18 protein-coding genes are annotated in these 19,875 nt (G+C 33.9%); 15 read left to right on the top strand and 3 right to left on the bottom strand.

Annotated elements, in window-relative coordinates; translation table 11 throughout:
• Positions 1-163: 163 nt before the first annotated feature.
• Positions 164-1,303 carry an EpsG family protein gene (locus BA768_RS06650; RefSeq protein WP_065720179.1) on the bottom strand — a complete coding sequence of 380 codons (1,140 nt, stop codon included), beginning with the start codon at positions 1,301-1,303 and terminating at the stop codon, positions 164-166.
• 3 nt (positions 1,304-1,306) lie between these two features.
• The gene (locus tag BA768_RS06655) at positions 1,307-2,308 is read right to left on the bottom strand and encodes a hypothetical protein (RefSeq protein ID WP_065720180.1); all 1,002 of its coding nucleotides are present in this window, start codon (positions 2,306-2,308) and stop codon (positions 1,307-1,309) included.
• 182 nt (positions 2,309-2,490) lie between these two features.
• Here BA768_RS06655 and BA768_RS06660 point away from each other — a divergent pair, with 182 nt between their 5' ends.
• The 7 genes from BA768_RS06660 (at position 2,491) to BA768_RS06690 (ending at position 10,884) form a co-directional block, all read left to right on the top strand.
• Positions 2,491-6,144: an MMPL family transporter gene (locus tag BA768_RS06660; RefSeq protein WP_065720181.1), complete on the top strand. Its 3,654-nt coding sequence runs from the start codon at positions 2,491-2,493 to the stop codon at positions 6,142-6,144.
• 42 nt (positions 6,145-6,186) lie between these two features.
• Positions 6,187-7,101 carry a hypothetical protein gene (locus BA768_RS06665; RefSeq protein ID WP_065720182.1) on the top strand — a complete coding sequence of 305 codons (915 nt, stop codon included), beginning with the start codon at positions 6,187-6,189 and terminating at the stop codon, positions 7,099-7,101.
• A gap of 2 nt (positions 7,102-7,103) precedes the next feature.
• Positions 7,104-8,243: a beta-ketoacyl-ACP synthase III gene (locus tag BA768_RS06670; protein WP_065720183.1), complete on the top strand. Its 1,140-nt coding sequence runs from the start codon at positions 7,104-7,106 to the stop codon at positions 8,241-8,243.
• Positions 8,243-8,674: a hypothetical protein gene (locus BA768_RS06675; protein WP_065720184.1), complete on the top strand. Its 432-nt coding sequence runs from the start codon at positions 8,243-8,245 to the stop codon at positions 8,672-8,674. Before BA768_RS06670 ends, BA768_RS06675 begins: the two co-directional genes overlap by 1 nt.
• 126 nt (positions 8,675-8,800) lie before the next feature.
• Positions 8,801-9,244 carry an ABC transporter permease gene (locus tag BA768_RS06680; protein WP_065720185.1) on the top strand — a complete coding sequence of 148 codons (444 nt, stop codon included), beginning with the start codon at positions 8,801-8,803 and terminating at the stop codon, positions 9,242-9,244.
• 83 nt (positions 9,245-9,327) lie between these two features.
• Complete coding sequence (locus BA768_RS06685) at positions 9,328-9,594, top strand: hypothetical protein (protein ID WP_034672569.1); 267 nt, start codon at positions 9,328-9,330, stop codon at positions 9,592-9,594.
• 39 nt (positions 9,595-9,633) lie between these two features.
• Positions 9,634-10,884, top strand: a complete 1,251-nt coding sequence (locus BA768_RS06690) for a tetratricopeptide repeat protein (RefSeq protein WP_065720186.1) — start codon at positions 9,634-9,636, stop codon at positions 10,882-10,884.
• 152 nt (positions 10,885-11,036) lie between these two features.
• Here the strand turns inward: BA768_RS06690 and BA768_RS06695 are convergent, their stop codons facing one another.
• Positions 11,037-13,949, bottom strand: a complete 2,913-nt coding sequence (locus BA768_RS06695) for a M16 family metallopeptidase (protein WP_065720187.1) — start codon at positions 13,947-13,949, stop codon at positions 11,037-11,039.
• Between the two features lie 145 nt (positions 13,950-14,094).
• On the opposite strand from BA768_RS06695, the gene BA768_RS06700 reads away from it, so the two are divergent.
• The 8 genes from BA768_RS06700 (at position 14,095) to BA768_RS06735 (ending at position 19,867) form a co-directional block, all read left to right on the top strand.
• Complete coding sequence (locus BA768_RS06700) at positions 14,095-14,481, top strand: VOC family protein (protein ID WP_065720188.1); 387 nt, start codon at positions 14,095-14,097, stop codon at positions 14,479-14,481.
• A 63-nt stretch (positions 14,482-14,544) separates the two neighbouring features.
• A complete protein-coding gene (locus tag BA768_RS06705; RefSeq protein WP_034672582.1) occupies positions 14,545-14,751 on the top strand; it encodes a hypothetical protein in 207 nt (68 codons plus the stop codon).
• Positions 14,752-14,919: 168 nt separating this feature from the next.
• Positions 14,920-15,324 carry a hypothetical protein gene (locus tag BA768_RS06710; protein ID WP_065720189.1) on the top strand — a complete coding sequence of 135 codons (405 nt, stop codon included), beginning with the start codon at positions 14,920-14,922 and terminating at the stop codon, positions 15,322-15,324.
• Between the two features lie 2 nt (positions 15,325-15,326).
• Positions 15,327-16,322 carry a BtrH N-terminal domain-containing protein gene (locus BA768_RS06715; RefSeq protein ID WP_065720190.1) on the top strand — a complete coding sequence of 332 codons (996 nt, stop codon included), beginning with the start codon at positions 15,327-15,329 and terminating at the stop codon, positions 16,320-16,322.
• Between the two features lies 1 nt (position 16,323).
• Positions 16,324-17,076, top strand: coding sequence for an ABC transporter ATP-binding protein (locus tag BA768_RS06720; protein ID WP_065720191.1), 753 nt, complete (start codon positions 16,324-16,326; stop codon positions 17,074-17,076).
• Positions 17,066-18,325, top strand: a complete 1,260-nt coding sequence (locus BA768_RS06725; protein WP_065720192.1) for an ABC transporter permease — start codon at positions 17,066-17,068, stop codon at positions 18,323-18,325. The genes BA768_RS06720 and BA768_RS06725 overlap by 11 nt, the downstream gene beginning before the upstream one ends.
• Positions 18,315-18,734 (top strand): acyl-CoA thioesterase, encoded by a 420-nt coding sequence (locus BA768_RS06730; protein ID WP_083206597.1) that lies wholly within the window; start codon positions 18,315-18,317, stop codon positions 18,732-18,734. Before BA768_RS06725 ends, BA768_RS06730 begins: the two co-directional genes overlap by 11 nt.
• Positions 18,734-19,867 (top strand): beta-ketoacyl synthase N-terminal-like domain-containing protein, encoded by a 1,134-nt coding sequence (locus tag BA768_RS06735; protein WP_065720194.1) that lies wholly within the window; start codon positions 18,734-18,736, stop codon positions 19,865-19,867. Before BA768_RS06730 ends, BA768_RS06735 begins: the two co-directional genes overlap by 1 nt.
• Positions 19,868-19,875: the final 8 nt, after the last annotated feature.

Below are 19,875 nucleotides of genomic sequence, written 5' to 3' on the forward strand. Positions count from 1 at the left end.
AAAATAACGAAGTATAAACACGTTATTTTAAATAAAAAATAATAATATTCAAGTATGAATGAAAATTTTGTTCCAAATAATTTGCGAACAAAAGTACAATATTAGACCTATAAAATACATCCTCACAGATGAATTTTTTATCAATGAAAAAGAAAAATAATTCTTAAGGCAATAAGTGATTTTTATAAAGTTCGATAGTATATCTTCCTGCGACAATGTTCTTAAAAACAGAAAATACAACAAAATTGAACAAGAAAAGGGATATGATAAATGCGTATATTATTTTTTTCGTACCGGCAGAAACCACATACATCGCATTAGGAATAATGATATAACCAAAGCCGATAAATGCACCCGCCATTCTGGAAGAAAATATACTGTTATTTCTAAAAATAAAATATAAGCAGACTCCTATTACTGCATATACTTTATGATATTCATAGTAAGGAAACTTCTCCATCATCTTATCATCGAAAGTAAACAAGAAGAACGTAAGAATAGCCATCATAACTTCCGGTATCCCAAATCCTCCGTTTAATCTCTCCGTACTCTCATTCATATAGCCGTTAAAACCATCTACAAGCATACTATCGGTAGCAAGGTTATCGAGAAAACTACCGAAAATCCTATACACTTCAAAAGGGGATGCGAATATTGAACCAATAATCAGAATAAGCATGATATACTTGTTTAGAGGAATTTTTACAAGCCAGTACATGGGAATAAAAATATAACAAACATTGTGTATTCCCGAGGCTATAAACATCCAGAATAAGTAAAGCCACAATTTTCTTTCTTTGATGTACCGTAAAGCAAAATAAACAATGAAAGTTCCCAGATTTTGTCTGATCTGCCCGCTCTCTCCAATAAAAAAGTTCGGAATAAACATAAACAAAGTGAATGTAAACGGATAAAAAGTATTATCATCTGTATACTCTACTTTAAAAAATATTGCACAAATAGCTATAACTAACGTTAGGAAATAAAATGGAGCGTTGAACACATTAAGCAACACCTTATTGATCAAAGCAAAAAGCCACTCTATATCTACATTTTCAGAACCTTCAATATGCAGTGCCTTTAAAAAAATGTTTATATATTCTTTCGTATCAGAGTACAAGTAAATCATTACGTAGCTTCCATAATCGGGTCCAACATTATCACGAAGTCCCGCAAGAATCATGAGATAAACCCCGAGATACCAAAACCATTTTTTCTCAACCTTATTTCCAAAAACTTCCTGTACGCTAAAAAAAAGCATATAAATAATTGCAATCAGAAAATAGGGATGTAGTAAACTCATCGGTTAATTATAAAGATTTTTAAAATCATGAAACGCCACAATAATAGCTGTAAGTATGAGCGGAAGAAACAATCTTACTTCCCAGAAAAGCCCAACCAAAGTTATCATTCCAATATAGGGCAAAGAAAAGAATAAATATTTTTTTATCACCAATCTGCTTTCAGAAATTGCGCACAGTTTATATATAAAATAAAGCACAATGACGGAAAACAATAATCCGGCAAGATTAAAAGGACTGGTAAAATTGCTTACAATATATACTCCTTCCATAAAAGAAGTCTCTTCCCTGTTTAAAAAGATTCTTAATCCAAAATATGGGATCATGAATGACAACAGCAAAGGAATTACTTTCCAGATAAATGTATAATTCTTTCTCTTCAAATCATCAAAATTGAAAAAAACTGACGCGAAAAAAGCAATATTCAGACATGCCGTTTCTCTTACTAAAGTAGATACCGCAATTAAAACAATCAGATAATAGAAATATAAATTTCTTCTACTATGATAATATTTTACCGTAAACCAGATGCCAGACAAGTAACAAAACAGAGCAATAGTATCACAATTTGAAGGTGCATATTGCGTAATAACGATAAAAAAAATCGCCAGTAAATGAATAATTCGTCTGAAATTAATATTAAATGAAACAGTTGCTTTAAATTTCAAAATAACATTAATAAGCAGCGAACTCAGAATAAAGAAAAAACTATTCATTAGAAAAAGACCATGATAAAATGGAGTTCCATTTTTATCAAGAAAACTTTTAATAGAAGAAGAACAATTATCAATGCAGACCTTCATAAAATCTGTCATATAAATACTAAGATAATTAGGAATAACCCGATAAGAATAAACGGAAGAAAATAAGAATTCTGGTGGCTCTGCCGAACTTTTAAGTCTTGTGTACGAAGATTCAAATCCGTAATAGGACATAAACAGCAGTAGAAACGGTAAAATTACTACAAACAGAAATCCGGATAATTTTTCATCAAATGTTTTGATCATACATATAATCTGTTAATCAATTTATCTCTATTATATAGAGTACGCTAAAGGGAACTTTGCAAAAGTAAAAGTTTTTTTTATTCTACACCGAATATTTTATTGATTTTCAGACAAAACTTATTGCTTATTTATTTTGAACTAATACTTAAAAATTTAAATTTGCAACTTGATTTATAAAGGCAATGCATCGCATTTTCATTCATTTATATTATTTTATTTCTAAAAACAGACTGATTTCCGTTGCAGCAGCTTTGGGAATTTTGATTATTTGTGGCTTTTTTGCTTCTAAAATTAATTTTGAAGAAGACATTAATCAGATTATTCCGAAAAACGATAAGTCTGATTTGACGGCAAAAGTTCTGAAGCAACTGAATTTTTCAGATAAAATCATCGTCATTATCGAAAACAAATCTAAAGACGACAATTTTCTGCTTTCGGAAACTGCCGATACGTTTTTAAGTAAAATTGAACCTTTACAAAAATACATCGGTTCGGTTCAGGGGAAAGTAAATGATAATGAGATTTCCGAAACTTTTGATTTCGTCAATCAGAATTTACCTTTGTTTCTCGACAAAAACGATTACAAAGAAATTGAGAGAAAACTCAATAAAGACAGCATCGCAAAACAGGTAGAGAACAATTATATTTCACTGGTTTCGCCGACAAGTTTGGTTACAAAGGAATTTATTAAAAAAGATCCGCTCGGAATCACTTTCCTTGGCATCAAAAAACTGAATGCTTTAAATATCAGCAAAGATTTCAAGCTGGAAGATAATTACATCGTTACCAAAGACGGAAAAAATCTTCTGCTTTTCATCGATCCGAAAAATAAAAGCAACGACACCAAAAACAATGAAATTTTCGTTAATCAGCTTAATGAAATAAAAGACAACCTCAACAAAGAATTCAAAGGAAAAACTGAAATCAGCTATTTTGGTTCACCTGTGATTGCAGTCGCTAATGCACAGCAGATCAAAAAAGACATTCAGAATACGGTTATTATTTCAATGACGGTTTTGTTGATTTTGCTGATGTATTATTTCAGAAATTTCTTTACTCCGCTAATTGTATTTTTACCGACCGTTTTTGCCGTTTTCATTTCACTGATGATTTTATACTTTATTAAAGATAAAATCTCGGCAATTTCACTCAGTGTAGGTGCAATTCTCATCGGAATCACGATTGATTATGCACTTCATATTTTAACACATTACAAACACAACAATAATATTGAAGAGCTTTATAAGGAAATCACACAACCAATTATTCTGAGCAGCGCAACAACGGCGGTTTCGTTTTTGTGCTTGGTTTTCGTCCGTTCAGAAGCGTTGAAAGATCTCGGACTTTTTGCTGCGATTACAGTTTTCCTGTCTTCTTTTACGGCTTTGATTATTGTTCCGCAACTGTATCATCCGAAAGAAAAATCGGATAAAGTAAGCACGAATTTTATTGATAAAATAGGAAATTATCCTTACGAAAAGAACAAACCTTTGATTATTGGCTGTTCGATCATGATTATAGCGTGTCTTTTCGGTTTCCGTCATGTTGGTTTTAATGAAGATATTGGCGATTTGAATTACATACCGAAAGATTTGAAAATCAGTGAAGCCAAGCTTGAAAAATTATCAGACATTACTTCAAAATCGATTTACACCATTTCTTACGGAAATTCTGAAAGTGAAGCTTTAGCAAGAAATTCTCAACTGAGTCAATTTTTAGAAAAAGAAAAGCAGGAAGGTAAAGTTTTGAGCTATAATTCGCTTGGCAATGTTGTTTTATCGAAAGAAGATCAACAAAAAAAAGTTGAAATCTGGAATAACTTCTGGAATCAGAAGAAAAAAAACCAGACGATTTCTGAACTGGTTCAGAATGGAAATAAATTCGGATTCAATGCTTCTGCTTTTGGTCAGTTTAAGGAAAATTTAAATAAATCGTATGCAACTTTAAGCTTAAAAGATTATGAAAAAATAAAAGCCCTGCAAATTTCAGAATTCCTGAGCAACGAAAATGGTTTTTACACCGTTTCGAATGTTGTAAAAGTGGAGGAAAAGAAAAGAGATGCTTTCATTAAAGATGTCGAAAAAAGTCACGAAGCATTGGCAATCGATCGTCAACAGATGAATGAGAACTTTTTAGGCTTGCTGAAAAATGATTTTAATACTTTAATTAATTACTCTCTTTTAGCCATTATTCTGACGATTATTGTTTTCTTCAGAAATTTCGAATTATCTCTTCTTACAATGTTCCCGATTGTTTTGACGGGAGTTGTAACTGCAGGAATTCTCTATTTCCTTGGGTTGGAATTAAATATTTTCAGCACCGTGGTCTGTACTTTGGTTTTCGGTGTGGGAGACGATTTCAGTATTTTTCTGACGAAAGCAATGCAGAAAGAACATACAACCGGGAAAAATGAACTTCCAACGTATAGAATCTCCATTATTTTAGCAGTTTTCACAACCATTTTATCGATTGGTTCTTTGATTTTTGCTAAGCATCCGGCTTTACATTCTTTAGCTCTGGTTGCTTTGATCGGAATGTTTTCCGTGATTGTCATTACGTCGACTTTATATCCGTTCTGGTTTAGATTTTTAATTATCAACCGACAAAAAAAAGGTTTGTCGCCGATTACTTTACGATTATTTTTAAACTCCGTTCTCTCATTTTTATATTACGGTTTAGGCGGATTGATTTTCTCAGCCATCGGAAGTATTTTTGTGAAGCGTTCGAAAGGAAAAACGTTAGATTTCATCAAACTAATTTTAGCTAAATTTCTGACTTCGGTTTTATATTCAAATCCGTTTGTGAAGAAAAAAGTTATTCAAAATCCGAATGAAGATTTAAGCAAACCAGCGGTAATCATTGCAAATCACACTTCTTTTCTCGACACTTTGGCTTTAGGAATGGTGAATCATAAAATCATTTATCTCGTGAATGACTGGGTTTACAATTCTCCGGTTTTCGGAAAGCTGGTAAGAGCTTTAGGTTTTTATCCTGTTTCTCAGGGCATCGAAAACGGGATGGAACAGTTGAAAGAAAAAATCAAGCAGGGATACTCTTTGGTTGTATTTCCTGAATCTGAGCGTTCTTACACCAATGATGTAAAACGTTTTCACAAAGGCGCATTTTATATTGCCGAAGAGTTTAGTTTAGATATTGTCCCGATTTATATTCATGGGAATTCTGAAGTACAGCCAAAAGGAGATTTTATAATTTTTGACGGAAGCATCACGCTGAAAGTTGGCGACAGAATTCATAAAGATGATATGAGTTTTGGTAAAAACTATTCTGAAAGAACAAAGAAGATCAATGCTTATTTTAGGGATGAATTTGCTAAGCTTAGAAATGAAATTGAAGACGAAAATTATTTTAAAAAGAAACTGTTCTTAAGCTTTTTATATAAAGAAAACAAAGTTGTAAAACCTGTAAAAGAAGACTTTAACAAAAACAAATCGGTTTATTTTGAACTGAACAAACACATTCCGAAAGATGCAACGATTTTTCATATTGCAGATGATTTTGGGCAGAAAGATATTTTACTTACGCTTCAGCAAGCCGGAAGAAGAATTTTCAGTTTAATTCATGATGAAGAAAAAAGAATGGTTGCGGAAAATAATTATCTGGTTAAAAGAAGAAAATTGTTTTACATTGAAAATCAGTCTCAAATCAATAAAAAAACAGATGTTCTTTTAATTTCTGATGAAAATTTTAATCTCAAAGATATTACTGGTTTTCCTGAAACAATTATCCTGCTGAATATCAGGAATCAGACTTTTGAAAATACAAATTATCAACAAATGTTTGATTCCGAATCAATAAAAATATTTAGGCATGAATAATAAAATTGAAAATCTTATTTTTGTAATCCATAAAAAATATTAATGCAAAAAAATATACTCGTTATTTATTATACTCAAACCGGGCAATTGGAAGATATTGTAAGAAATATTGCACAGCCGTTTGAAGATAAAAAAGACGAATACAAGGTTACTTACTACAACATTCAGCTTAAAAAAGATTTTCCTTTTCCGTGGCCGAGTGATGTTTTTTTCAACACATTTCCGGAATCTTACCTTCAGATCCCAAGCGAAATTCTACCACCGCCTGAAGAAGTTTTAAATACAAAATTTGATCTTATTCTTTTCGGTTATCAGGTTTGGTATTTAACGCCGTCAATTCCTATTATTTCTTTTCTGAAAAGTGGTTTTGCAGCGAATATTTTAAAAAACACTCCTGTTGTTACCATTTCTGCAACGAGAAATATGTGGATGCTTTCACAGGAAAAACTGAAAGTTTATTTAAAGAATTTCGACGCCAAATTAGTCGGAAACATTGCATTGGTAGACCGAAGAGACAATTATACAAGTGTTTTGACGATTCTTCGCTGGATGACAACCGGACAAAAAGAAAAATCAGGAATTCTTCCTGCAGCCGGAGTTTCAGACGAAGAGATCAACGGAGCCGGAAAATATGGTAAAATTATTGAAAATCATTTTGAAAATAATAACTTAGCCAATCTTCAACCGGAACTGGTAAAAAACGGAGCTGTAGAAATCAGAGCTTTTCTGGTACGAGTTGAAAAAGTAGGGAATAAAATTTTCACCATTTGGTCTAACCTGATTATTAACAAAAAAGAAAAACGACCATTGCTGATAAAATTCTTTAAGGTATATTTGATGGCAGCAATTTGGATCATCTCACCGATCGTTTTGGTTTTCCATATCCTGCTTGCTCCGATTTTATGGAAAAAAAGACAAAAACAGAAAGAATATTTACAAGGAATTAATTTAAAATAGAAATGTACGACGTATTTATAACAAAAGCTTCAACATACTTGCCGAATGAACCGGTTTCTAATGACGAAATGGAAACGTATCTTGGCTTAGTAAATAATACACCTTCTAAAGCAAAAGCACTGATTTTAAGAAACAATAAAATTAAAACCAGATACTACGCTTTAGATAAAAACGGAAATCCTACGCATACCAATGCGCAAATCACCGCAAAAGCTGTGGAAGGACTTTTCGATGAGAATTTCAAGAAAGAAGACATGGCTTTATTGTCCGTAGGAACTACTTCTGCAGATCAGATTCAGCCTTCTCATGCATCCATGGTTCATGGCGAGCTCAATATCGGGAAATCTATTGAAATTAATACTGCAACCGGACTTTGTAACTCCGGAATGAATGCTTTGAATTACGGTTTCTTAAATGTAAAAGCAGGGATTAAAGACAATGCTGTTTGTGCAGGTTCTGAAAGAATGTCTGCATGGATGACTGCCGATAAATTTAATCATGAAGCTGAAAACCTGAAACTTCTTGAAGAAAGACCCATCGTAGCTTTCAAAAGAGAGTTTTTAAGATGGATGCTTTCTGACGGAGCCGGAGCTTTCTTATTGGAAAATAAACCAAGAGAAAACGAAACGTCTCTGAAAATCGAATGGATTGATTTTTATTCTTACGCTCACGAAATTGAAGCTTGTATGTATTCTGGTTGTGAAAAGCAGGAAGACGGAAGCTTAAAATCATGGGCAGATTACCCATCGGATGAATGGCTGAACCAATCTATTTTTGCTTTAAAACAAGACACTAAAATTTTAGATAAATATATCTTGGTAAAAGGGGCAGAAAGTTTGAGAGCTTCATTTACCAAGCATGACCTTGATCCGGATTCTATCGACCATGTTTTGGCACATATTTCTTCCGGCTATTTTAAAGAAGGTCTAAAAGATGAGTTTGCTAAAGTAGGTCTTGATTTTCCTTGGGAAAAATGGTTCTACAACCTTTCGGAAGTCGGAAACATCGGAGCGGGATCGATCTTTATCGCCGTAGAACAATTGATGAATTCCGGGAAACTTAAAAAAGGTGAAAAAATCATGCTTTGCGTTCCTGAAAGCGGAAGATTTGCTTATTCTTGCTCTTTATTAACCGTTGTATAATGGAAAATACACTTCCAACTTCTGACCAGAATTTTGTTAAAAGTCTTATTCCGCAAAAATTTCCATTCGTAATGGTGAGCGGAATTTCAGAATATTCTGAAGAGCGCCTTGTTTCAGGATTTGAAATAGAAGAAGACAATATTTTTGTACATGAAGGGATTTTTCAGGCTTCGGGTTTAATTGAACATCAGGCGCAGAGTGTGGCACTTCACACCGGATATAAATTTTATCTTTTAGGAAAAGAAGCTCCGACAGGATACATTGGAGCCATTAAAACTTTTGAAGCTGAAATTTTACCGAAAACGGGAGATCAGCTGATTTCTGAAGTGAACATTATTAACGAAATGATGGGAGTAACTTTGGTTGAAATCATTACAAAAATTAATGATAAAATCATTGCCAAGTCTGAAATGAAAACGGTAGTAAAATAGGTTTTTAAGAAAAAAGGCAAAAGTAAAAAGAGCCAACTTGAGCCTATGCTGAATATTTATAAGCAGAAAAAATCAAAATCAAGCCAAGTTTATTTTAAAAAACACGTTTGATTTAAATATAATTAAATGGAGTTAAAAGAAGAAAATCTCATCAATATCCACAATTTTTTGCCTCATCGTGAACCGATGCTGATGGTAGATTATATTCTTGAGCTTACGCCCGAGAAAGTGATTACTTCTTTTGAGATTACTTCAGATAATATTTTTGTTTATAACGATCATTTTGTAGAAGCAGGATTGATTGAGCATTCTGCACAAACCTCATCTTCAATTCTCGGACAGAGTTTTTTCGAAAATCCTGAATCGAATACGAAAGTAATAGGTTTTATCACCAACATCAAAAAAATTGAAGTCTTTGGTTCTCCAAAAGTCGGCGATAAGATTATATCTAAAGCTTCTCTGATCTCAAAATATGAAAATATCTGCCAGATTTTCTGCGAAACTTTTTTGGATGACGAATTATTAATCCGAACAGAAATCAGTTTATTCATTCAGGAAATTGAGTCTTAAAAATTTTAATATAAAATATAGAAGCCAGCTTTGAAGTTGGCTTTTTTTATGGAATAAATTCTATATTTGGTGAAAATAATTTTATGAGCGTAAAAGTAAGATTCTATTCATACGATGTTGAATTCGAATTTGAAAATTCTGTCGAGTTTCCTGTAGTTCCTCAAATAGGTGACGAGGTAAATTTGTTGTCTTTTTTCAAATATCAGACTTCTGAGAGAATAGAATATGTAGAAAATATGGAACAACTGAATTTATACAACAACGCAATCGTAGGCGATAAAACATGGTGCAACGATCTGCAAAAAAATGAAATATACGTACTGATACAATTGAAATTCAAGAGACAATAAGCAACATCCTTCTATTCATTAACCAAACACAATTTAAATATGAAAAAAACATTTTTCTTTATTCTATCGTTTACTGCGTTATTTTCTTTTGCTCAGGAAAAAGCTGCACCAGTTGCCTCACAGTCAAACAATATGAAAGCAGCAGTTATCAATGACAGTTCTCAGCTTTATGAAGAGGCTTACGAACTTTATCAATCTGAAGAATACGATCTTGCGTTGGAAAAAATTAATGCCGCCATTAAGCTTGATAAGAGAAAGATCGATTTTTATGATCTGAAATGTTATATTCTTATTAAACTTAAAAGGAATAAAGAAATTATAGAAACTGCTACTTATGCTATTTCTCTTAATCCTAAAGATGCTAAATTTTATGAAATAAGAGGCAACACTTATTATTTTGATTTTGAACCTGAAAAAGCACTTCAGGATTACCGCAGGATGATAACTTTAGACCAAACCAATGACCGATACTATAATAATTACCTGAAATTGCTGAATGAAAAGCGACTTGATCAGGAAATGATCAATCTTTATCCTGTTTTTGAAAAAGCTTTACCCGGAATTAAGGAAAATTCGGACAATCAATTTCTTCATGATGTTTACTTTTACTTTTCATTACCTTTCGAAAGAGCAAAAAACTACGAAAAGGCAAAAGCATTGCTTACCGAAGCCATTAATCAAAAAGATTCTGGTTCTATGTATTACAATAACAGAGGTCTTATTTATCAGGAAACCGGAGACCTAAAACTAGCATTACAGGATCTTAATAAGGCTATTGAAATTAAGTCTGATGAGCCTTCCTATTATGAAAACCGTTTCAGTATTTATTTCCAGGCTAAAGATTATGAAAATGCAAGGAAAGACCTCCTGAAGATACTCGCTTTAGGAAACAACGATCCATACATTTATGCCAATCTCGGTAACACGTATCAAATGCAGGGGAAATCTAAAGAAGCCGTTGAAAATTATGAAATTGCATTAATCAAAGACCCCAAAAACACATCTGTAATCGCTAATGCAGCTTATGGATATTTTGACCTTGGAAATACTGTCAAAGCGAAAGCTTATTTTGAAAAAGCATTGGCAATAGATCCAAAAGAAATCGATATTCTTATTGGGCTTGCTGTAATCTATAATGAAGAAAAAAATGAAGCTCAAAAAACAAAAATACTTTCTAAAATAACAGAAAATACCGATTACAAACCTTCAAAAAACCTTTTGAAAGAACTCATAAAGGAACATTATATTTATACTGAAAAGTTTCAGAAAGCCTGGGAGAAATTATTTTAGTTAAAAGTTTCTATTTTAAACAGAATTTGAATAGCCTTGTCAAGGTTTAGAACCTTGACAAGGCTATTATATCAAAAAAATCAATCTTTGTCATATTGAACAAAAAAGTGAGGCATTTCTGCCTCACTTCAAACAATTTATATTAATGAAAATTAATATCCGAAGATTTCTTCTAAAGTCACTTCTTTAAATGTTCCCATCTTGTTGATAGATTCCATATTCAGGTTTTCTCTTTTCCCGATGATTGCCGTATTGTATTGTACAGGCTTAATATCGGTATTGTAGAAATTAGTCAGCTGAGGCAAAGTTAAATTCTGAATTTCAGCATAAATATCTTTTCTGATGTCATAGTCAACTCCCAATTTCTTCAATGCCATTTGGTTGTAGAAAATGTTGGTTCTGTTGATTCTGTTGGATGCAATTTGCTTTAAAGCCGAGCCTTTAGAATTTTCAAACTGAGCCGGAATTTGCGGAAGCTGCGCCATCAATTCATTCATTGCATTCACTGCTAAAGGTAATTTGTTAGATTGCGTTCCGATATAATTCGTGATGTAGTTTGCATGGCCCTTCTCTGAAGCATTAGCGTAAGAAACATACGCAGAATACGCTAAAGACTTACTTTCTCTGATTTCCTGGAAGACGATAGAAGACAATCCTCTTCCGAAATATTCGTTGAAAACATTTGCTTTACCGAAGTTGGCAAGATTTACATTGCTTCCTTTTGCTACTTTAGCCATTTCCATTTGCACCATGTCGTAGTTTGCAAAATAAACCGTTCCGCCTGTTGTTGGTTCAGCATATTCTTTAGCTTTCGCAGGCTGTAGAGTTGCGTTGGCAATAAATGGTTTTACCGCTTTTTCAAGATCGCTTTGGTTTTCTCCGTAAAGGAAAACTTCGTAAGGATAATTATTTAATGTTTTGATCTTCGACATCAACTCAGTAACGTTGATATTCTGAAGTCTGTCTTTAGAAATAATATCCGTCATTCTAGAATCTTTTCCATATTTAGCATAGTTGGAAAGCGCTGCCATAATTCTGTTCTTATCCTTTTTGGCAACATCTCTCGATTCAAGAATTGTTTTTACGGTCTGGTTGTAGATTTCCTGATCTGCTTTTACATTTTTCAACCAGTGGTTCAATAGCTCAATACCTTTCTTCATGTTTCCTTCAAGACCGGTTAAAGTAATGAAAGTCTGATCATTTGTTGTTCTGAAACTATTTGAAATTCCTAATTTGTAGAATTCTTCTTTCAATTGCTCCGGAGTGTATTTATCAGTTCCTAAATACTGTAAAACACTTACTCCTAAAGAAAGCTCTTTGTCATTATCTGTTCCGAAAGGGAAAATATAAGCTACCTGAGCTACTTTGTTGTATTTATTAGCAACGAAGCTTACTTTTTTATCTTTAATCTGAGTCGTTGCAATCGCCGTCTTGTAATCTATGAACTGAGGCTTAATATCCGCAACTTTTGTCCCTAAAATATCTTTAAGGAAAGGAGACTGCACCTCTCTGTTTAGTTTAATTGGTGTAATCCCCGGGTTTTCTACACGAACGAGCTTATCATTTACGCCTTTTTCTTTGTAAACAACAGCATAATTATTTTTAAAGAAATCATTCGCAAATTTTACAACATCCGCTTTTGTAATTTTCTCATATTTGTTGATGTCATCAAGCTCATCTTCCCAAGTTCTTCCACTGATATAATTACCATAAAGCGTAGTTGCCAAACCATCTGCTGTTTCCCACATTTTCATACGCTGAACTTTCATATCGTTCACGATTGCCTTTAGCATCCAATCCGGGAACTGACCTTTTTTAACCAAATCGATCTGGTCTAAAAGTAATTTTTTAGCTGAATCAAAGCTCTGCCCTTCTTTCGGAGTAACATACATGTTGAATGAACCGTAGGTTTTCAAAGCCGAAGCATAAGCTCCTGCTCCCAAAGTCGATTGTCTTTGATTGATGTTAAGGTCAATTAAACCTGCATCCCCATTGTTGCTTAAAATTTCAGCCACAACGTTCGCAAGTCTGGCTTCCTGGGTTCCGTCTGAATCTGTTCTCCAGGCCATGGTCATTCTCGGTGTTGACGGACTTTTTACTGTTCTTGTTACAATAGAAGTCATTGGCTCTTCCGAAACCATTTTCTTCATCGGCAATTCTTTGTATTTGAATGAACCGAAATACTGATCAACCATTTTAATCGTTTTGTCGAAATCTAAATCTCCAACCAAAACTACTGCCATGTTATTAGGAACATAGTATGTATCGAAATATTTGTGTATAGCCTGCATTGAAGGGCTCTTCAAATGCTCTGAAGTTCCGATTGTCGTTTGCTGACCATTCGGATGTTTTGGGAAAAGCGCATCCATTAATGCATAGTTTACCAAACGTCCGTCGTTATCCTGAGCTCTGTTGAATTCTTCATAAACCGCTTCCAATTCTGTATGGAAAAGTCTTAAAACCAATTCAGAAAAACGCTCTTTTTCAACTTTAAGCCATTTTTCAAGCTCGTTTGAAGGAATATTGTTTTTGTAAACTGTTTCGTCTAACCACGTGTGAGCATTAGTTCCTGTTGCTCCCAGAGAAGAAATTGCCTTGTCATATTCGTTGGCAATCGCATATTTTGAAGCTTCCTGAGAGACTTCGTCAATTTTTTTATAAAGTGCTCTTTTCTTCTCTGGATCTTTTTCAGCTTTGTGCTGCTCGTAAAGATCTGAAATCTGAGTCAATAAAGCTTTTTCTTTTGCCCAATCCTGAGTTCCCAAATGTGAAGTTCCTTTGAAAACCATGTGTTCCAAATAATGAGCAAGACCTGTATTATCACTCGGATCGTTATTAGAACCCGTTCTTACCGGAATATACGTTTGAATTCTTGGTGCATCATCGTTTTTGGCAATATATACCTTCAAACCGTTTTTCAGGGTGTAAATTCTTACACCCGCCTGATCATTTTTTACAGTCTCGAAGCTGTATCCTTGCGCATCAGTCTGTTTTTGTGTCTCAAATTTCTGCGCCATTGCAATGATTGTGCAAAAAAGCGAAACCGAAATAAAAAATTTCTTCATATGAATTGATTGTTGTAGTAATATTAGTAGGTTGATATATATACATTGTTACAAATTACAGCAATAAATTCATGACCTATTACAATTGTTTTCTCAAGGAACAAAAATTGCAGATAATTGAATATTAATCCTAATTAATTTAAACATGAAATCAAATATCATCTGGGCAAATTTTGGTGTAGAAGATTTGGAACGTACTACACAATTTTACACTGCTTTAGGTTTTAAATCTAATGGAAGATCGGACGACCTTACAAGCTTTTTCTTTGGAGAAAACAATTTCATCATTCACTTTTTCAAAAAAGAAGTTTTAAGTAAAAATTTGGGTTTAGAAATATCAGATTCCGAAAAATCTAATGAAATTATCTTTACCATTTCTGCAGAAACTAAAGAAGAAGTTGATCAATGGTCAGAAAAAATTAAAAATTCCGAAGGTAAATTAATCTCAAATCCTGAGGAATTTGGTGACAACTATTATGGCTTTATGTTCGCTGATCCGGACGGACATAAGTTTAACATTTTTATGATGTAAATCAAACTTATGTAATAAAATATAAAAGTTTGCGTTGTTTTAACATAACTTTAAAAAATCACCATGAAAAAGAAAATTTCAACCATCTTTATTATATCCTCAATGCTTACTACTGTCGGCTTTTTAATGGATGGCGATCCAAAAGAACCAAGTATGACTATGAGATTTACAGAATATTTTGCGATGCTGAGCATTTTATTTTTACTAATAACAACATTCTATTTCACAACAAATTCTTTAGCCAAAAAGCTTCAGAAAATACGTAATTAATTTTAAAAAAATATTAGGACCAAGCGCAAAAGTTTCTTTTGCGCTTTTATTTTAACAATAATCTCTTTATTTAATTTAAAATAACTCAAAAACTCACTTAATACTATGTCCTGCATTTTTACTATTTTAGCCAATTATTAAGACTATAATTAACAGAATTTTTTTCGGGTGAAAAAGCAAGATCTTCCTCAGGACGAAAGTAATTTACAGTCAGCCAATATGACCGAAGTGTTGTATGTGACCGATGAAAATGATAATTACACCACAGCAAACAGCATTGGTTGGGACGCCAAAAAAGCAGCGCTCGAAGAATCGATGGAGCTCATTAATGAGCGTATTGAAGAAGCCAGACAAAATGTTGCCAACAAAATCGTAAGTCCGATTATCTATTTTATGGAATTAAATAAAATGGATTTACAGGTTCTTGCAGCCTATGTTGACAAATGGCAATGGACTGTAAAAAGACACGCAAAACCCAATATTTTTAAAAAACTCAGCGATTCTACCCTGAAAAAATATGCAGATGCATTCGGAATTTCGGTAGACGAATTAAAAAACTTCGACGGTAAATAATTATGCAAATCAATTTCGAACACCATCAGACCGCACATTGCGAAAACGGTGTTGCCTCCAATCTTTTACTCAACAGAGGTTTAAAACTCAGCGAGCCCATGATTTTCGGAATCGGTTCCGGATTGTTTTTTGTGTATTTACCTTTCTTAAAAGTGAATTTTGCACCGGGATTCAGCTACCGACCAATGCCGGGAGCGATTTTCAGCAAAGCAGCAAAAAGACTGGGAATTAAAATTAAAAGACAAAAATTCTCCAATCCGAAAGATGCACAAACCGCTTTAGAGAAAAATTTAGAACAAAATATCCCGACAGGTTTACAGGTTGGTGTTTTCAACCTGACTTATTTTCCCGAAGAATATAAATTCCATTTCAATGCGCACAATCTTGTTGTTTATGGCAAAGAAAACGGAAGATTCCTGATTAGTGACCCAGTAATGGATTTCGCAACGTCACTTACGGAAGCTGAACTTGAAAAAGTAAGGTACGCTAAAGGTGCACTTCCACCAAAAGGTCATATGTATTTCCCGACGTACATTCCGGAAACTATAAATCTCGAAGAAGCTATAAAAAAAGGAATTAAAGATACATGCAAAAATATGCTGGCTCCCGTTCCGATTATTGGTGTCAAAGCCATGCGTTGGGTGGCAAAAAATATCCCGAAATGGGCTGATAAAAAAGGGACAAAAGTAACCAATCATTATCTCGGACAGCTCATCAGAATGCAGGAAGAAATCGGAACCGGTGGCGGCGGTTTCAGGTTTATATATGGTGCTTTCTTACAGGAAGCTGCTGTCATTCTTAAAAATGACGAACTGAAAGGATTATCTAAAGAAATTACTGCAATTGGTGATCTTTGGAGAGATTTTGCCGTAGATATTGCAAGAGTTTATAAAAACAGAAACTCAAAAAGTGATATATACAATCAGCTTTCAAAATCGATGTTGCATATTGCCGATCTGGAAGAATCTTTTTACAAAAAACTGAGAAAAGCAATCTAGTTTGGAGAATATTATAGAAATAAAAAATCTTTACAAGAAATATAAAAATGCAGAAGAATTTTCTGTAAATGATATTTCTTTGAACATCAACAAAAACGAAATTTACGGTATTCTCGGACCCAACGGAGCCGGAAAAACCACGTTGATTTCTATGCTTTCAGGTTTAATTAAACCAACTTCAGGAAGTTTTACCATCAACGGATTTTCACCTCAGAAAAACAGCACAAAACTGAAACAAATTATTGGTGTCGTTCCGCAGGAATATGCATTATACCCTACTTTAACAGCCAGAGAAAACCTGATGTTTTTTGGAAGTCTCTATGGTTTAAGCCATAAAAAATTAAGAGATACGATCGATGAATCTTTGGAATTGATGGGTTTATCGAAATTTGCAGATAAAAAAGTCGACCAGTTTTCGGGAGGAATGAAACGCCGCTGCAACCTGATTGCAGGAACGCTTCACAATCCGAAGGTTTTGTTTCTGGACGAACCGACAGTTGGTGTTGATGTGCAGTCTAAAAAAGCAATTATCGATTATCTTTTAGATTTAAATAAAAAAGGGACGTGCATCATTTATACTTCGCACCATTTATCGGAAGCGGAAGAGTTTTGTACACAAATTGCGATTATTGACCACGGAAAAATCCATGCAACCGGAACGCCTGAAGAACTGGTGCAAAGAGTAGCCAATGCAGAAAACCTGGAAGACGTTTTCATATCATTAACCGGAAAAGAACTGAGAGATGTTGTATAAATTGTGGAGAAGTTTTTTTAAGGAAATCCTTTTACTGAAGCGCGATATCGGAGGAATTGTCATTATATTTTTAATGCCTTTGCTGCTGATAATTACCATTACACTGATTCAGGATTCGACGTTTAAAAATCTGGAAGGTTCAAAAATTCCGATAATTTTCATCGACAACGACCATTCTGAAATTTCAAAAAGGATAGAATCTGAACTGAAAGCCAGCAAAAGTTTTCAGCTTTTAACGGAATACGATGAAAACTCGGCTAAAGAAGCTGTGTTTTCCGGAGAATATCAAATGGCAATTGTAATTCCACAGAATCTGACGAAAGATATCAATTCAAATATCGACTCGAAAGTTCAGACGATTGTCAGTTCTTTTGATCTGGAATCCGATTCAACAGCAACAAAAGTTACAGCCTCAAAAGCTAAAGATATTCATCTGTATTTTGACCCCGCGACCAATGCCGGATTCAAAAATTCTGTGATGAATGCCATTAATAAAATGGTTTTTGAGATTGAAAATAAAAAAATCTACAAAGCATTCCAAGACCAGTTGGGAACGACGGAAGATTTGGATAATAAGAGTTTGATTACTTTTAAAGAAATCGTTCCAAAATCAGCTTTGGAAGCCAAACCAAACTCAGTGCAACACAATGTTCCGGCTTGGGCGTTGTTTGCTATTTTCTTCATTGTTGTGCCTTTGTCGATTAATTTAGTTAAAGAAAAAAGTCAGGGAACGAGCGTGAGAGTTCGTGTAAGTCCTACTCCTTATTACATTCATATTTTAGGAAAAACATTTACGTATCTGATTATTTGCGTCATCCAGTTTTTACTGATGGTTGCCGTTGGAGTTTATCTTTTCCCATATATGGATTTGCCTCAATTTGATGTGACCGGAAAAATGTTTAATCTCATCATTGTCACTTTATTTGCAGGATTAGCCGCAATAGGATTCGGAGTTCTGTTGGGAACAATTGCCGACACACAGGAACAATCCGCTCCATTTGGCGCAACTTCGGTTGTTGTTTTGGCAGCAGTCGGAGGAATCTGGGTTCCGGTATTTTTAATGCCTGAATTTATGCAGAAAATTGCCGCCTTTTCTCCGATGAATTGGGGATTAAATGCTTATTACGATATTATTTTAAGAAACAGCGGAATCGGCGAAATTTCAAAGGAATTGATTTTCTTATTTTTATTTTATGTTGGCATGGTCGCTATTTCATTATTTTACGAAAGAAAACAGAATGCAGTCTAAAGATTTAACTTGTACCGAAGAAGTACGCGTGCGATTCAATGAAACAGATCCTTTAGGAATTGTTTGGCACGGTCATTACATCGTGTATTTTGAAGACGGAAGAGAAGCTTTCGGAAGGCAGCACGGTTTGACCTATCTTGACATTCAGAAAGCAGGATTTGTAACACCTATCGTAAAAAGTACCTGTGAACATTTTCTACCATTAAAGTATGGAGAAACTTTCAAAATCGTGACAACTTTTGTGAATTCAACGTCAGCGAAATTAATTTACCGATACGAGCTTTTTAACCAAGAAAATAAATTAGTTTGTTCAGGAGAAACCATTCAGGTTTTCTTAGATTCTGATAATAATTTATGTTTATACAATCCTGATTTTTTTCAGGCTTGGAAAGACAAAATGGGATTATAATGAGGAAGGAAGTTTACATAACCGATTACAATTGTGTCACTCCTTTAGGTTTTGATGTTTCATCCAATTGGAATGCCCTTTTGGAAGGAAAATCAGGCGTCGCTTTACATAAAATTATCGAAAATCAAGCCCCTTTTTATGCTTCGGTGATTGATACTGAAAAACTGAATGAAGAATTTAATAAAAACTTCGACTATCAGGATTTCACGAGATTGGAAAAAATGTTTTTGCTAAGTTTAAAGCCTTTAATAGAAAGACATCCAATTTCAGACGAAACAGCTTTTATTTTATCGACAACAAAAGGAAATATCAGCCTACTAAAAAATCAAACTATTTTACCGGAAGGCGTTTTTCTTTCCCGTTTAGCTCAGAAAATCGCTGATTTTTTTGGATTTAAAACAAAACCCATTGTTGTTTCAAATGCCTGTGTTTCTGGAGTAATGGCGATTGCCGTTGCCAAAAATATGATTCAGGCCGGAAAATACAAAGATGCATTTGTTGTTGCCGGAGATGAAATTTCTGAATTTGTAATTTCAGGCTTCAATTCTTTTCAGGCAATCGGAACAGAAGTCTGTAAACCTTATGATAAAAATCGTGACGGAATCAATATTGGTGAAGCAACCGCAGCAGTTTATATCACTTCGAAACCAAATCAAAACGGAAAATTTAGTTTTAAAGTTTTAGGAGATTCAGCCATCAATGATGCAAACCATATTTCCGGACCATCAAGAACGGGTGACGGGTTGTTTGCGAGCATTAAAAATGCAATGACAGAAGCCGAAGTTTCCACAGAACAGATTGATTTTATTTCTGCACACGGAACGGCGACAATATATAATGACGAAATGGAAGCCATCGCTTTCAACAGAATGGAACTACAGAATGTCCCTTTAAACAGTATGAAAGGTTACTACGGACATTGTTTAGGCGCATCAGGTTTATTAGAAAGCATTATTTCCATGGAAAGTGCTTTGAATAATATCTTAATTCCATCTAAAAACTTTAAAGAAACGGGAACTTCCCAACCTTTAAATATCATAAAAGAAAATCAGCCTGCTGAAATCAAATATATCTTGAAAACGGCGTCAGGTTTTGGTGGTTGTAATGCTGCAATTGTTTTAGAAAAATGTTAAAATGAAAA

It is taken from the genome of Chryseobacterium sp. CBo1 (assembly GCF_001693475.1).
In the GTDB taxonomy this organism is placed as follows: Bacteria; Bacteroidota; Bacteroidia; order Flavobacteriales; family Weeksellaceae; genus Chryseobacterium; species Chryseobacterium formosense.